Origin of the sequence: Paramesorhizobium endophyticum (assembly GCF_014640615.1) — a bacterium.
GTDB classification, from domain to species: domain Bacteria; phylum Pseudomonadota; class Alphaproteobacteria; order Rhizobiales; family Rhizobiaceae; genus Paramesorhizobium; species Paramesorhizobium endophyticum.
The window spans coordinates 46,177-59,391 of sequence record NZ_BMHH01000007.1 but is presented as its reverse complement, the minus strand read 5'-3'; the positions used below and the strand labels follow the sequence as shown (position 1 = coordinate 59,391).

Genomic DNA, 13,215 nt, shown 5'->3' with positions numbered 1-13,215 from the left:
CAAGGCTGATATGCCCGGATAAGCCAGAAAAGCGGGCGGAAAACGGCCTCATCCACGCCTTTGCACAGTCAATGGCGCGGGCTGCCGACACTTCACTTGACCGTGACTGAAACAGCAGCCTATCTCAATCGCAGGCTCGAACCGATGGTATCACATTTATGGCCAAGACAACGGTGAAGACAAAGCCTGAAGGCGACGTTCACGTCGATGTGCAGGTCAATACCCTTGCCGCCAACGTGCGCCGCCAGGCCCTGTTCTGGCTTGGCGCAATGGCGCTCTTCGGGCTGTTCCTTTGGATTTTCAGCCCGATCCTCCTGCCTTTTGTGGCGGGCATGGCGCTGGCCTATTTTCTCGATCCGGTCGCCGACCGGCTTGAGCGGCTCGGCTTGTCGCGCCTGGCTGCCACCATCTTTATCCTGCTCACTTTCCTGGTCGTCCTGGTATTGGCGATCATGATCATCGTGCCGATGCTTGTCACGCAGGCTACCGATCTCGGCGCCCGGCTACCCGATTATGTGAAACAGCTCCAGGCCTTCATTGCCGAGCGGGACTCGCCCTGGCTGAGAAAGCTCATCGGCGGCGACAATTCCAATTCCGTCATTCAGGACAATCTGAGTACGCTCCTGCAACAGGGCACGAGCTTCCTGTCCACGCTCCTCCAGTCGGTGTGGAACTCCGGCAAGGCGATCATCGATATCGCGGCGCTTGTTGTCGTCACGCCTGTCGTCGCCTTCTACATGCTGCTCGACTGGGACCGAATGATCAATCAGATCGACTCGTGGATACCGCGCGAGCATCTCCAGACCGTGCGCGCCCTGGCGCGCGCCATGGATGCCGCCATCGCCGGCTTCATTCGCGGGCAGGGCACACTCTGCCTCATCCTCGGCACCATCTATGCCGTAGGCCTCACCATTGTCGGGCTCAATTTCGGTCTGCTGATCGGCCTTTTCGCTGGGCTCATCAGCTTCATCCCCTATATCGGCTCGCTGGTGGGGCTGGTGCTGGCCTTGGGCGTTGCGCTGGTTCAGTTCGGTTTGAGCTGGATGGTGCTGGCCGTTGCCGCGGTCTTTTTCATCGGCCAGTTCATCGAGGGCAATATACTGCAGCCGAAGCTGGTCGGCTCGTCGGTCGGCCTGCATCCGGTCTGGCTTATGTTCGCGCTCTTCGCCTTCGGCTCGCTGCTCGGTTTCACCGGTATGCTGATCGCGGTGCCCGCCGCCGCCGCTGTCGGCGTTCTGGTGCGCTTCGCGCTCGGACGCTATCTGGAATCGCCGCTCTATCGCAGCCGCGGCAAGGAGCGTGCGCGGCTTGAGGATCGCAGCGGAGACGACGCTCCATGACAATCATGATGCCCCGCCAATTGCCACTCGCGCTCGGACATGAGCCGGGCTATGGCCGCGAGGATCTGATCGTCGCGGCGTCGAACCGCGCGGCGGTGGATATCATCGACCGCTGGCCCAACTGGCTTTCGCCCGTGGTGGTGCTCGCCGGCCCGGCAGGCTCTGGTAAGACGCATCTCGCCGCGATCTGGAAAGCGGCCTCCGATGCCGCCATCCTCGACGTGGCAGACCTCGGGCCTGATGCAATCGAAAAAGCCAATGCCGGTCCGGTGCTGATAGACGACATCGGTACGGCCCCGTTCAACGAGACGGGCCTATTTCACCTCATCAACGCGGTGCGGCAGGCGGGAACCTCGCTGCTGATGACCTCGCGCAGCCGCCCGGCCAACTGGCCGCTGGCGCTGCCGGACCTTGCCTCGCGCATGAAGGCGGCGACGGTGGTGGAAATATCCGAGCCGGACGACGAGCTTCTCTCTGCGGTCATTTACAAGCTCTTCGCCGACCGGCAGGTGGCGGTAGAGCCGCCCCTCGTCGCCTATCTCGTCAGCCGCATCGAGCGCTCGCTTTCCACCGCCAACCGCGTCGTCGACCGGCTCGACCATGCGGCGCTGGAGCAGAAATGCCGCATCACGCGGACGCTCGCGGCGAATGTGCTGGCGGAGATGGAAGAGGGGAATAGTGAGGTAGGGAATAGTGAGTAGTGAGTAGTGAGTAGTGAGTAGTGAGATAATAGGCTCTTTTGATCACTACCTCACTATCTCACTTCTTGAATATCGATCCCGTGAAGAATGGCGGCGAGGACGCGAGCTGGTCCTCATGCACCCAGCCGATCATGCTGGTGGAAGGCACGACGACGCGGTGCCATTTGCCGGTCTTGCCATATGAGCGCATTTCGCGCCCGCGCTCGACGGCGCCGATAGCGGCGGATTTGTCCCAGGCATGTTCACGAATGACGACGCGCTCCCGTGCATAGAAGGCGGAGGGCGTCGTCGCCGGATCTGGCCTGCCGACAGGAATATTCGCCACCGATTTCGCTTGGGTAGTATTGACGGGGGCAGGGGGCCGCGGAGGCATTATCCGCAGGGCGGAATCGCTTGATGGGGCTACAGCTGGACGGACCGGGGCTGCCGGTCGCGGCACATCGGCCTTTCGTGCAACCGCCGCGCTCGCCTTTGGAGCTTCTTGCGGTTTGGCGGGAGCGACGGCCACCTTCGGCCTCGGACTCGCCTCTTCCGCCTTCCCGAAATTCGGAACCTGCTTCAGCAAGCCAGACAGTTCCGGGCGTTTCCCATCGGATGCCGCCCACCAACCCGCCGCGCCCAGCGCCACGATAGCAAGAAGCGCACTGCCCGACCCGATCCCGGACGAGCTCTTGGATGAACGTCTCTTCCTGGCCATGAAACTCTACCCGCTGATTCCCGCATGAAGGCCATGCGGCGGGAAGCTATCAGCGGTTTGTTCGGATTTGGTTACCGGGGCAGGATACGAGAAGTGATTACGCGGTCTTGGTTTGTCCCTCTTAGATAATTATACATTGAAATCATTATGTAATGAAATCATTATGTAATTTTCGGGGATGCTAAACAGCCTTGGGCATTCCGCGGTATTTGATTTGGGCACTTTCGCGAGGCAGGCACAAAAAAAGCCCGCCGGAGCGGGCATTCGAGACCGTATTGATAGCCCCTCTCCGAACGGCATGTTGCGCTCGAGAATGTCCTGCATGAGATCAATTACAGGTGCGTACGCTTCCTTTGCCTGGTTGCGGCGAAGCCATTTCACCATCGGCCCGATGACCGATTCGATATATTGAGTTGTCGGGCGCTTCCGATCGATGACCTCCGCCATAACATGGCGGATTTCGCCTTCTCCCTTTACCGCGATATTGAAACCCCATTCACGCAGATCGGTTCCCTCGTGCATCCAGGCCCTGACATCTTGGAGGATCAGGAAGTCGCCGAGATAGCGAGAAAACTCGGCAGTGACGTGAGCGTCGAGCCGGTCGAGGAAGCCATCCCCGCTATCCAGAAATACTCGGTCGCGCAGATACGTATCCAGCCGAGGCTGGCGGCTCGGGACAGAAGTAGCCGCTACGTCCTCGATCAGTCCGAGATTGGCTTTTACGAATTGCGGGAAGTCGTGGACGTCGCCGGCGGCGTCGACAGCCACTTCCGTCAGAGCGCAGCCGTGAACCGGACATCCTTTAATGGCGCGGATCGACCACCATGCGCGGCGATAGGCGCGAGACGCCATGCGCCCCATCTCGCTTTCTCGGTCGTCCAACACGCACCGGGCGCAGAAGCGGTGCATTCGTCCTGGCCGCATGTCCTTGCTGAGGATTGCACAGCCCATTCGCCAAGTGCGACCCGCACCAGACGCCACCGCCGCTAGTTGTCCTAGTCGCGCGACCGGCACCCCAGACCACTCGCTGACGAAAGCCAGGGCCTCCGTCTCGCCATGTACGATGGCGTTGGCCGTTGTTGTCAGTATGGGCGAGGAAGTCGCGCAACGACGGATAGCCGTTGGCGATCGCGAGACGGGCGACGAAATCGAGCGCCGCCTCGTCGTCATGATGGAGAAGCGTTACAGGCAGAACCATCACTTGCCTCCCTTACCAACGATGGCCAAGTCGGCCAGCGCGTTGCTGGGATCGATTTCACTCCAGCGCGCGGCGGTGAACACGTTATCGCTCGGGAGGCAGCCGGTGTCACGCTGATACACGCTGATAGTTGTAAGCGAAAGCCCGACGATCGACCGTTCCTTTGCCTTTGTGCATGACCAGGAAGCAGGCTGTCTGAACCGCCTCGATGATTTTCCCGTAGCACCCGCTGTTGGCGGAGCACAGACGCCCGAGGAAGTCATCGGTGCGGAGTTCCTCGGAGAGGCTCAGGCCGCACTTTTCTTCAACGATGTCGGACAGCACTTGTTCGATGCTGGCCTTGTCTCCGGAGAGGCTCAGCGGGATGAAGCGGATCACCATCGCCCGGTTGGATAACTCTCCCGCTAAGCCTCCGGCTCTGCCGGAGCGAATAAAGGCCGTTTTACAGCTACGGGAATAGGGTAGCAGAGTCATACGATCTCCCTGGGGAACCGCAAGGGCCTCCAAGGAGATCACAATGTCACAGGATCATAATCACCTGAACCACGCGACGTGGGAGTGCAAGTACCACGTCGTGTTCACACCGAAATACCGCAAGAAAGCCCTGTTTGGTCAAGTCAGGCGGTAGTTGGGAACTGTATTCCACGATCTTGCCCGTCGCAAGGAATGCCGTATCGAGGAAGGGCACCTGATGCCGGACCATGTGCATATCTTGATATCGATTCCGCCGAAATATTCAGTGGCGGAGGTAATCGGGTATCTGAAAGGCAAAAGTTCGATTTGGGTAGCGCAGAATGTGGAGCGCAAGATGCGCAATTTTCTGGGGCACAAGTTTTGGGCGAGGGGCTATTTCGTATCGACTGTTGGGCGGGACGAAGAAATGATCCGGGCCTATATCAGGAACCAGGAATTGGCCGATAAGCAGTTGGACCAGATGCAACTGCGGCTCGGTTCTTCATAAAATCCAATCTATCGTCCCAATATCTTTTATAACCGCCTATGGCGGTTCCCCGTCAAACCCCCAGCTTTGCTGGGGGTTATTGGCTGCTGGTCGCCCGTGAGCAGATCCGCGAGTTGCGGCATCCCGGAGTAGATCGTATGCAGCGGCCAGTCCTCGATCTGCATCAGGCTCTTGAGGCGATCCTGGACATCGAGAATCGCACTGCTACGACTATGGCGAAGTAGATGCTGAGCCTCGTCTACGTGGAGATAGTGGATGCCGCGCTCGCGCAACTGGGTCTTCACAGTCGCAAAGAGCTGGCCTTCCGTCATCTTCGACTTGGAGGGCACACCGATGGCATCGAGGATCGCGACAGCGAAGTCCTTCGTCGTGCAGGGCTTGGGGGCCTCGATGCTCAGTGTCCGTCCGGCGACTTCGTGAATCGGGAGAATCGGTTAGCGAATTTGGTATTGTACGGTCTGATCGGGCGTGATTCCTTGTTTGGCAACTGCGTCGAAAAGGAAGATGCTGATGTGGACTGTTACGAACCGCGCGCGCTACAACCGTGACCGGTTGCGCTATCCGAGTGACCTGACCGATGAGGAATGGGCGCTCCTGCGGAGAAGGGGTCGTAGGTGTTCGGCCTCAGGATGGGAATTCGCTTCTGGAGCATGTTCAGATTTCCGGTCGATACGCAGGACATAAACGGACAGCTCCGTCGGATGGACGGAAGCCAGAGGGTCAGCGCTCTATTCGTATCGATCTGAACATGAGAAGACCGATACTAGGGATATCATCCGGAGTCGATTCGAATTGCTTTGACGCGTGACAGTCCAAGCGAAGCCAGGAGTTAAAAATATCCATGAAGCTTGCGAGGGCATCTTGCTTCATTCGAAGAATGTGCTATTTAAGTAGCACAAACTGGAGTTCATCAGATGAGTAATACGGCAAAGATTCGCCGTCAGGGCGGCGCGACCGTATTTAGCATTCCTCCCGCGCTTTTGAAGATGCTCGGCGTCGAAGTCGGCACAGAGTTGACCTTGGTTGTCAATAATGGGTCTCTTGTGGCGACCCCGAAGCAGGGAAAGAAAAGATACACGCTGGCTGAGCTGCTCGAAGGAGCAGATGAAATGGCTGCACTCAATAAAGAAGCGGCCTCCTGGAATGTTAGCACGCCCGTTGGTAACGAAGTGTTCTGATGGTCCGAAGCAACATTCCAAAGCGTGGCGACGTCTTTCTCGTCGGCCTTAATCCCGTTGTAGGCAATGAAATGAGGGATGATCATAGCTGTGTCGTGATCACCCCTCGTGAAATCAATCTGGTCGGCATGTGCCTTACAGTTCCCATTACGACGGGCGGTGCGTTCACCCGCAAAGCCGGTCTTGCCGTCAATATCTCAGGCCACAAAACGACCGGCGTGGCTCTCTGCAATCAGGTGAGAGCACTCGACATCCTGGAGCGGGTAAAGCAAAAGACTGCCAAACATGTCGATACGCTGGACGCCTCCACCATCGACGAAATTGTCGCCAGAGTGGTCAGCATGATCGACCCTGCTTAGTCGGCCAACACACGTCGCCGAGAACCCTCACCTTAAATTTGCCTATCCCACCTCAAGGTGCCGTGAGCCTTTAATCAGGTTTGTGGCAACTGCTCCATAATGCCGGAAAAGTCCGCCTGTGAAGCACGTTTCGATGCCGTTCCTGCCGCGGTGAGCGGATTGCTCGCTTCGACTACTGCCTCACGCGCATCCATGGCCAACGTGTTCACGAACTCGCCGAGAGATGGCCAGTATCTTAGGTCGTATAGCCCTCTCAACGCACGAACCTTTTCGCTGACGTGCATTTCGTAAAAGGAGTTATGCCGCGCGGCAACTTCCATCACCTCCAAGACATCATAATGGGTGTGGCTGTAAAATCCATCTTGCCCGTTGAGATTTGATCGCTTTTCCAACAGCACAGCGAGTTCACCGGCCTTTTTGGCGATCTCATTGTTCAGGTTATCAAGCCTAGAGCGCTTTTCTCGCGCAGTAGTGAGCTTCGTCGGACTCCAGAATGCCGCCGTGTTGAGAAGCCCATCGAAAAACATAGTCAGGGCTTGATGCTTCGTTCCCAGCTTCGCATGGACCTCTCGATAGGCCTCACTCAGTTCGAGGCCGCGCGAGAGCAAACCTTCGGCGACCTTGATCACGGAGGGCAAGATATTTTTCTCGGTATTGTAGGCGATCTCAGTCCTGAGGATGGCTTCGCGGGCTGCGGCGTAGTCAGTTGGGGGCCTAGACATGTCGTTCTCCTTGTTACGGTTTTACCTAACCGCATGCCTTCCGAATTGTCGGAACCTGAAGCGAAGTTTTTTCGGGATCGTTCAGGTACTTCGTCTCAGGGGTAACCAGTTGAGCTGAAATAGAAAGAAGGACATGTCGACAGCGGTCGGAACTCAAAGGAACCTAGTCCAGAGATATGAGGCGCAGAGGTCCGGGAATTTTGGAACATAGACCAGACGTATCTGGCGCTGCATACCACTTCAGGCGCGAAAAATCGAAGATGCCCTAATCAAATGCCGCGAAGAGGCCACATCAGCCAGCGCAGGGACAAACCAAACCCGCGAAATCATCAAGGAAGGTGCAGGAAAGCAGTGGTCCGTATTTAAAATGGCGATCCCGACAGGATTCGAACCTGTGACCATCGGCTTAGAAGGCCGGTGCTCTATCCAGCTGAGCTACGGGACCCACGGGGACAAGCAATATACGCAGAGTTTCGCCCAGCCAAGCAAAAAGGCTCGGGATGCCAGCTTGAGCGGGACAAAAACCGCTCAATGCGTCCAGGGCTGCTGGCGGTCGTATTTGAAATTGTCGGAATAGGAAACCTTGCGCCGCTTCGCCTCTTTCGGCTCGAAGAGCCGGTAGGGGATGCCGTGCTTTTCGGCATAGGCGATGGCGTCTTCCTTGGTGTCAAAGAAGAGCTTGATCTGGCTCTTCATGTCGCCAGAAGACGTGTAGCCCATCAACGGCTCCACCTTGCGTGGGCTTTCCGGTTCGAATTCCAGCAGCCAGGAGGTCGTTTTGGCCTTGCCCGACTGCATCGCGGTCTTGGCGGGACGATATATGCGCGCAACCATTCTACACCTTTAAGTCCGCTTTCGCAGCATCCCGCAGATGTCCCCTCGGGAAGTGCCAGATGCCTCTAAAAAGCTGGTCGGAGCGAGAGGATTCGAACCTCCGACCCCCTGATCCCAAATCAGGTGCGCTACCAGGCTGCGCTACGCTCCGCCAATACTGATTTTCCCTAGAGATTTCATCCTTCCCGCGCAAGAGGGAAAAACGTCTATTCCGCGTTTCGAGCCGCCTCAAAGCCATTTTCGAGGTCTGCAATCAGGTCAGCCGTGTCCTCAAGGCCGATCTGGAGCCGGATGACCGGGCCCGGATAGTCCTTTCGGCTGACCGTGCGGTCGGAGAGGCTCACCTGCAGGGCGAGGCTGCTATAGCCGCCCCAGGAATAGCCGATGCCGAAGAGATTAAGCGCGTCGAGGAAGGCATGCGCCGTCTTCCTGGCGCCTTTCTTGAGCGCGAAAGAAAAAACGCCCGACGCGCCGGTAAAGTCGCGCTTCCAGATCGCATGGCCCGGATGGCTTTCGAGCGCCGGGTGCAGCACTTCGGCCACCTCCGGGCGCGTTTCCAGCCAGCGGGCAATCTCAAGCGCGCTTTTCTGGTGCGCTTCGAGCCGCACACCCATGGTTCTCAGACCTCGCAGTACCTGGTAGACATCGTCGGGCGCGGCGCACATGCCGAGCGTGCCATGGCTTTCCAGAAGCTGCGGCCAACAACGCTCATTGGCCGAGATGGTGCCGAGCAGCACGTCGGAATGGCCGGCCGGATATTTCGTTGCCGCATGGATGGAAATGTCCACCCCATGATCGAGCGGGCGGAAATAGAGCGGCGTCGCCCAGGTGTTGTCGATCATCACGACCGCGCCCGCCTCGTGCGCCTTAGCGGCGATGGCGGGGATATCCTGTATCTCGAACGTGTTCGAGCCCGGTGATTCCGTGAGCACGACCTTGGTGTTCGGGCGCAGCAGCGCGGAAATACCGGCGCCGATGGCCGGGTCGTAATATTCGACCGTCACACCCAGCCGCGTCAGCATGGTATCGGCGAAATGCCGGGTGGGGTTGTAGATCGTGTCGACAAGAAGCGCGTGATCCCCTGCGGAAAGGAAGGCGAGGAGAGGGATGGTGACCGCCGCAAGACCTGATGGCACCAGAACCGTCCCGGCGGAACCCTCCAGCTCATCGATCGCCTTGGCCAGCGCATCGCTCGTCGGCGTGCCGCGCGTGCCGTAGGTATAGGGCTGCTTGTGCGTCGCCTGCGTCTGCGAATCGGGGAAAAGCACGGTCGAGGCGCGGACGACGGGCGGGTTCAGGAAGCCGTAGAATTCATGTGGGTCGTTGCCGCCTTTGACGAGGCGCGTGTTGACCCCGAGCGACTTCTGCTTGTCCGTGGGTTTTCCCATCGATATTTCTCCCGCTATGATCAGGCCAGCCTATTCGTGACAAAATTCGATGCAACGCTTAGAGCGGATGTTCGACACGGTCAAAGCCAATCTCCGTCTTGCCTTTCGCGCGCTCGCAGCCGGCCTTCGCCTGCAGGCGCCCGCCGACGCGCCATCCCCCTGGACGCGGTCCATGACAGTGGGCGCTGTCGTGGTGATGCTGGTCCTGTGGTTTCTGCACCCCTATGACGGGATCATCTTGCGCGCCGTTTCCGCAAGCGATATGCCCGGCCTCTCCCTCTTGCGGCAATTGACCGATCTGGGCCGGACGCTGCTTTATCTGGCCATTCTCTTTTGCGTCCTCATCTGGACCACGGGCCGGAACCGGCAAGGGCTGGAAGCGCGGCAGCATGCGCGTATCCACACGCTCGAAAGCCAGGCCGCGTTCGCCTTTGCCGCGATCGGGCTGAGCGGCCTTATCGTGGAAATCCTCAAAGTTCTCGTCGGGCGGCCGCGTCCGGCGCTGATCGATGCGCTCGGCCCTGATATCATCCAGCCCTTCCACGGCGGCTATTTCCATGCGAGCTTCCCCTCGGGACATTCGGCGACGGTCGGCGCAATCGCGGTCATCCTGGCGCTCTGGTTTCCCTGCTGGCGTCTGGGCGGCCTCATTGCCGCCCTCGCGCTCGCCTTCAGCCGCGTCGCCGTCGCCGCCCATTATCCGACCGATGTGGTGGCTGGCTTTACAATCGGCTTCCTCGCCACGCTTTTCCTCGCGCGCTTTCTAGCCAACCGGAAGTTGGGTTTCATGATCGTTCCGGGAAGGCTCCTGCCGGAACGCCGCCGCCCCGCCCTGGAATGAGCGCAGGGCTACGCAATTCCCGGCGCGGTTGCTGCTTTGGTTGAATAAGCGTTAAAAGCCTTGACCCGGGGCGAATTATCGCATTCGATATAAATCGTGAATGGGAGCACGGCAGACCTGTCCATCGACCCGGTTTCGCGCTTGGTGCGTGATGCCGGGGCATTCTGCTTTGATGCCCTTCTAACGGGAACACGAAGGCAACACAAAAAGGGGTAGTGGCCAACATGAAAAAATCTGTACTTAAAGGTGCCTTCGGCATCGCCGCGCTTGCCTGGACCGCCGCATCTGCGAGCGCCGGCACGCTGGACGACGTCAAAGCCAAGGGTTTCCTGCAGTGCGGTGTCAACACCTCGCTCGCCGGCTTCTCGGCGCCGAACGACAAGGGAGAGTGGTCCGGTTTCGACGTGGATTACTGCCGCGCCATCGCCTCCGCCATCTTCGGCGACCCCACCAAGGTCAAGTTCACCCCGCTCAACGCCAAGGAGCGCTTCACCGCGCTGCAGTCGGGCGAGATCGATGTTCTGGTCCGCAACACGACCGAGACCATCAGCCGCGACACCGCGCTGGGCCTCGATTTCGCGGGCGTCAACTATTATGACGGCCAGGGCTTCATGATCAACGCGAAGAAGCTGTCGGGCATCAACTCCGCCCTCCAACTCTCGGGTGCGTCGATCTGCGTGCAGGCCGGCACCACGACCGAGCTGAACCTCGCCGACTATTTCCGCGCCAACAAGATGGAATACAACCCCGTCGTGTTCGAGAAGCTGGAAGAGGTCAACGCCGCCTATGATGCCGGCCGTTGCGACGCCTACACCTCCGACCAGTCGCAACTCTATTCCGTGCGCCTCAATCTGGGCAGCCCGGACGACCATGTCGTCCTGCCGGAAATCATCTCCAAGGAGCCGTTCGGCCTCGGTGTCCGCCAGGGCGATTCCCAGTGGGCCGACGTGGTGCGCTGGACCCATTACGCGCTGCTGAACGCCGAGGAATTCGGCATCACCAAGGCGAATGTCGACGAGATGAAGAACTCGGCCAACCCCGAGATCAAGCGTCTGCTCGGCTCCGAGGCCGACACCAAGATCGGCACCGACCTTGGCCTGACCAATGACTGGGTGGTGAAGATCATCAAGGGCGTCGGCAATTACGGCGAGGTCTTCGAGCGCAATCTGGGCACCACCAGCCCGCTGAAGATCTCCCGCGGCCTCAACGCCCAGTGGACGAAGGGCGGCCTGCAGTACGGCATGCCGATCCGCTGATCGCCGTATAGTCTGGCAAACGTCAAAGCTTTGCTCGGGTTGGGACCGGTTCGCCGGTCCTGACCTGGAGGCTATTGGATGTGGTGTCGAATAAAGCGGAAACGCGGATTAAGGCGTGGCCTGCCGGACTTGAATGGGCGCCAGCCTTTTTCCCGTCATCCTCGGGCTTGACCCGAGGATCCACGGCAAGGGAGCATAAGCGCTATTCTCATGTGCGACGGGATCATAATTCGCTACGTGACACGGTGATCGGTTTCTTCCTTGCTGGAATGCGTCGATGCGGTTTGGAACGTTGGCGTCTCTTTGCCATGGATACTCGGATCAAGCCCGAGGATGACCGTGGAAAGCGAAGCGCAAGGCTGGTGCCGCCGGCGTTTTCGGTGAAAGCCCGCCGGCTTACCACCCGAACGCACAAAGCAAAATTTGCGCCAAATGCGATAAAGGCATAAACTGAACGGCGAGGCGGCTGGAAAAGCCGCCTTCCCCGATAAGCGACCCAGAAAAATAATAAATTGGGAATAACAGAGAAGTTGAAGTGAGGGGTGCATGGCTACGCAGGAGATTGCACAATCCGGCCGTGAAAGCCCGGGCGTATCGTTTCTATACGACCCGAAAATCCGCGGGCTGATCTATCAGGCCGTTGTTTTCATCGGCATCATCGCGCTGATCTATTGGATCGCCAACAACACGGTCACCAATCTGCAGCGCGCCCATATCGCCTCGGGCTGGGGCTTTCTGAAGGGCCGCGCCGGGTTCGATATCAGCCAGTCGCTCATTCCCTATACGAATGATGCAACCTATGCCCGCGCGCTGCTCGTCGGCGTGCTGAACACGCTCTATGTCGCGGTTTTCGGCATCATCCTGGCCACGGTCGTCGGCTTTCTGGTCGGTGTCGGACGGCTTTCGCGCAATTGGCTGATCGCCAAGATCTGCCTCGTCTATGTGGAAGTCTTCCGCAACATCCCGACGCTACTGGTCATTTTCTTCTGGTATTTCGGCGTGCTGATGGTCATGCCCGTGGTGCGCCAGAGCTATTCGCTGCCGCTCGGCACCTATATCAACAATCGCGGCCTGTTCTATCCATCGGCCGTCTGGGGCGACAAGGCGTGGCTCGTCGGCGTCGCTTTCCTTCTTGCGCTGGTGCTGTCCTTCTTCGTCGCCCGCTGGGCGCGCGCGCGGCAGATGGCGACGGGGCAGATCTTCCCGGTCTACCGCACTGCCGCCGCGCTCATCGTCGGGCTGCCGCTTCTCGCCTTCGTCGTGACGGGATTCCCGCTCACCTTCAACTATCCGAAGCTCGGCAATTTCAACCTGTCCGGCGGTTCGCACATGAACCCCGAGTTCCTGGCGCTGCTGCTGGCGCTTTCCTTCTACACGGCCTCCTTCATCGCCGAGGTCGTGCGCGCCGGTATTCTGGGCGTCAGCAAGGGACAGACCGAGGCGGCCTATGCGCTCGGTCTGCGCCCCGGCCAGACGATGCGGCAGGTGGTGGTTCCGCAGGCGCTGCGCATCATCATCCCGCCGCTGACGAACCAGTATCTGAACCTGCTCAAGAATTCGTCGCTCGCCATCGCCATCGCCTATCCCGATCTCGTCGCGGTGGGCGGAACGATCCTCAACCAGACCGGCCAGGCCGTCGAAGTGGTGGCGATCTGGATGGTGATCTATCTGGGCCTCAGCCTCGCGACCTCGGGCTTCATGAACTGGTTCAACGGCAAGATGGCGCTGGTGGAGAGATAA

At 59.1% G+C, this 13,215-nt stretch carries 16 protein-coding genes, 2 tRNA genes and 2 pseudogenes; 11 read left to right on the top strand and 9 right to left on the bottom strand.

The features are described from left to right. Window positions 1-158: 158 nt before the first annotated feature. Together IEX53_RS10345 and hdaA are read left to right on the top strand one after the other, a co-directional pair. Entirely contained in the window at window positions 159-1,340 is a 1,182-nt protein-coding gene (locus IEX53_RS10345; RefSeq protein WP_188824094.1) for an AI-2E family transporter, read from the top strand. After that, window positions 1,337-2,041: a DnaA regulatory inactivator HdaA gene (hdaA, locus tag IEX53_RS10340; protein ID WP_188824093.1), complete on the top strand. Its 705-nt coding sequence runs from the start codon at window positions 1,337-1,339 to the stop codon at window positions 2,039-2,041. The genes IEX53_RS10345 and hdaA overlap by 4 nt, the downstream gene beginning before the upstream one ends. Before the next feature lie 58 nt (window positions 2,042-2,099). Here the strand turns inward: hdaA and IEX53_RS10335 are convergent, their stop codons facing one another. Next, complete coding sequence (locus IEX53_RS10335; RefSeq protein ID WP_188824092.1) at window positions 2,100-2,366, bottom strand: hypothetical protein; 267 nt, start codon at window positions 2,364-2,366, stop codon at window positions 2,100-2,102. Window positions 2,367-2,529: 163 nt separating this feature from the next. On the opposite strand from IEX53_RS10335, the gene IEX53_RS10330 reads away from it, so the two are divergent. Then, the gene (locus IEX53_RS10330) at window positions 2,530-2,766 is read left to right on the top strand and encodes a hypothetical protein (RefSeq protein WP_188824091.1); all 237 of its coding nucleotides are present in this window, start codon (window positions 2,530-2,532) and stop codon (window positions 2,764-2,766) included. 101 nt (window positions 2,767-2,867) lie between these two features. On the opposite strand, the gene IEX53_RS10325 is transcribed toward IEX53_RS10330, so the two are convergent. After that, window positions 2,868-3,908, bottom strand: coding sequence for a TniQ family protein (locus IEX53_RS10325; RefSeq protein WP_236016123.1), 1,041 nt, complete (start codon window positions 3,906-3,908; stop codon window positions 2,868-2,870). Here IEX53_RS10325 and IEX53_RS23865 point away from each other — a divergent pair. Further along, entirely contained in the window at window positions 3,802-4,053 is a 252-nt protein-coding gene (locus IEX53_RS23865) for a hypothetical protein (RefSeq protein ID WP_236016145.1), read from the top strand. The genes IEX53_RS10325 and IEX53_RS23865 overlap by 107 nt on opposite strands. Here IEX53_RS23865 and IEX53_RS10320 read toward each other — a convergent pair. After that, on the bottom strand, window positions 4,045-4,410 hold the full coding sequence (locus IEX53_RS10320) for a hypothetical protein (protein ID WP_188824090.1): 366 nt from the start codon (window positions 4,408-4,410) through the stop codon (window positions 4,045-4,047). The genes IEX53_RS23865 and IEX53_RS10320 overlap by 9 nt on opposite strands. A 43-nt stretch (window positions 4,411-4,453) precedes the next feature. Between IEX53_RS10320 and tnpA the strand changes: the two are divergent. Next, window positions 4,454-4,897, top strand: a pseudogene (gene tnpA, locus IEX53_RS10315) (IS200/IS605 family transposase). Between the two features lie 26 nt (window positions 4,898-4,923). Here tnpA and IEX53_RS10310 read toward each other — a convergent pair. Beyond that, window positions 4,924-5,244, bottom strand: a complete 321-nt coding sequence (locus IEX53_RS10310) for a P-loop NTPase family protein (RefSeq protein WP_236016140.1) — start codon at window positions 5,242-5,244, stop codon at window positions 4,924-4,926. 163 nt (window positions 5,245-5,407) lie between these two features. Between IEX53_RS10310 and IEX53_RS10305 the strand changes: the two are divergent. The 3 genes and pseudogenes from IEX53_RS10305 to mazF all read left to right on the top strand — a co-directional run. After that, window positions 5,408-5,494: pseudogene (locus tag IEX53_RS10305) on the top strand (IS5/IS1182 family transposase); the annotation flags it as partial. 317 nt (window positions 5,495-5,811) lie between these two features. Beyond that, window positions 5,812-6,075: a type II toxin-antitoxin system antitoxin MazE gene (mazE, locus tag IEX53_RS10300; RefSeq protein ID WP_037063579.1), complete on the top strand. Its 264-nt coding sequence runs from the start codon at window positions 5,812-5,814 to the stop codon at window positions 6,073-6,075. Further along, window positions 6,075-6,434 carry a type II toxin-antitoxin system toxin MazF gene (mazF, locus tag IEX53_RS10295; RefSeq protein ID WP_188824089.1) on the top strand — a complete coding sequence of 120 codons (360 nt, stop codon included), beginning with the start codon at window positions 6,075-6,077 and terminating at the stop codon, window positions 6,432-6,434. Before mazE ends, mazF begins: the two co-directional genes overlap by 1 nt. Before the next feature lie 74 nt (window positions 6,435-6,508). Here the strand turns inward: mazF and IEX53_RS10290 are convergent, their stop codons facing one another. The 5 genes from IEX53_RS10290 to IEX53_RS10270 form a co-directional block, all read right to left on the bottom strand. After that, window positions 6,509-7,156 carry a hypothetical protein gene (locus IEX53_RS10290; protein ID WP_188824088.1) on the bottom strand — a complete coding sequence of 216 codons (648 nt, stop codon included), beginning with the start codon at window positions 7,154-7,156 and terminating at the stop codon, window positions 6,509-6,511. A 368-nt stretch (window positions 7,157-7,524) separates the two neighbouring features. Then, window positions 7,525-7,601, bottom strand: a tRNA-Arg gene (locus tag IEX53_RS10285). Window positions 7,602-7,684: 83 nt separating this feature from the next. Beyond that, entirely contained in the window at window positions 7,685-7,990 is a 306-nt protein-coding gene (locus IEX53_RS10280) for an ETC complex I subunit (RefSeq protein WP_188824087.1), read from the bottom strand. Window positions 7,991-8,064: 74 nt separating this feature from the next. Continuing rightward, a tRNA-Pro gene (locus IEX53_RS10275) sits at window positions 8,065-8,141 on the bottom strand. Between the two features lie 55 nt (window positions 8,142-8,196). Then, a complete protein-coding gene (locus IEX53_RS10270; RefSeq protein WP_188824086.1) occupies window positions 8,197-9,378 on the bottom strand; it encodes a cystathionine beta-lyase in 1,182 nt (393 codons plus the stop codon). 49 nt (window positions 9,379-9,427) lie between these two features. On the opposite strand from IEX53_RS10270, the gene IEX53_RS10265 reads away from it, so the two are divergent. The 3 genes from IEX53_RS10265 to IEX53_RS10255 all read left to right on the top strand — a co-directional run bounded on the left by IEX53_RS10265 (window position 9,428) and on the right by IEX53_RS10255 (window position 13,215). Beyond that, window positions 9,428-10,219: a phosphatase PAP2 family protein gene (locus tag IEX53_RS10265; protein ID WP_188824085.1), complete on the top strand. Its 792-nt coding sequence runs from the start codon at window positions 9,428-9,430 to the stop codon at window positions 10,217-10,219. Between the two features lie 224 nt (window positions 10,220-10,443). After that, the gene (locus IEX53_RS10260) at window positions 10,444-11,475 is read left to right on the top strand and encodes an amino acid ABC transporter substrate-binding protein (protein WP_188824084.1); all 1,032 of its coding nucleotides are present in this window, start codon (window positions 10,444-10,446) and stop codon (window positions 11,473-11,475) included. 546 nt (window positions 11,476-12,021) lie between these two features. After that, complete coding sequence (locus IEX53_RS10255) at window positions 12,022-13,215, top strand: amino acid ABC transporter permease (RefSeq protein WP_188824083.1); 1,194 nt, start codon at window positions 12,022-12,024, stop codon at window positions 13,213-13,215.

Excerpts from the sequence above, each read along its gene's own strand:
- IEX53_RS10345 (WP_188824094.1), top strand. The coding sequence starts at position 159 with ATGGCCAAGACAACGGTGAAGACAAAGCCTGAAGGCGACGTTCACGTC.
- hdaA (WP_188824093.1), top strand. The coding sequence starts at position 1,337 with ATGACAATCATGATGCCCCGCCAATTGCCACTCGCGCTCGGACATGAG.
- IEX53_RS23865 (WP_236016145.1), top strand. The coding sequence starts at position 3,802 with ATGGCGTTGGCCGTTGTTGTCAGTATGGGCGAGGAAGTCGCGCAACGA.
- IEX53_RS10325 (WP_236016123.1), bottom strand. The coding sequence starts at position 3,908 with ATGACGACGAGGCGGCGCTCGATTTCGTCGCCCGTCTCGCGATCGCCA.
- IEX53_RS10320 (WP_188824090.1), bottom strand. The coding sequence starts at position 4,410 with ATGACTCTGCTACCCTATTCCCGTAGCTGTAAAACGGCCTTTATTCGC.
- mazE (WP_037063579.1), top strand. The coding sequence starts at position 5,812 with ATGAGTAATACGGCAAAGATTCGCCGTCAGGGCGGCGCGACCGTATTT.
- mazF (WP_188824089.1), top strand. The coding sequence starts at position 6,075 with ATGGTCCGAAGCAACATTCCAAAGCGTGGCGACGTCTTTCTCGTCGGC.
- IEX53_RS10290 (WP_188824088.1), bottom strand. The coding sequence starts at position 7,156 with ATGTCTAGGCCCCCAACTGACTACGCCGCAGCCCGCGAAGCCATCCTC.
- IEX53_RS10280 (WP_188824087.1), bottom strand. The coding sequence starts at position 7,990 with ATGGTTGCGCGCATATATCGTCCCGCCAAGACCGCGATGCAGTCGGGC.
- IEX53_RS10270 (WP_188824086.1), bottom strand. The coding sequence starts at position 9,378 with ATGGGAAAACCCACGGACAAGCAGAAGTCGCTCGGGGTCAACACGCGC.
- IEX53_RS10265 (WP_188824085.1), top strand. The coding sequence starts at position 9,428 with ATGCAACGCTTAGAGCGGATGTTCGACACGGTCAAAGCCAATCTCCGT.
- IEX53_RS10260 (WP_188824084.1), top strand. The coding sequence starts at position 10,444 with ATGAAAAAATCTGTACTTAAAGGTGCCTTCGGCATCGCCGCGCTTGCC.
- IEX53_RS10255 (WP_188824083.1), top strand. The coding sequence starts at position 12,022 with ATGGCTACGCAGGAGATTGCACAATCCGGCCGTGAAAGCCCGGGCGTA.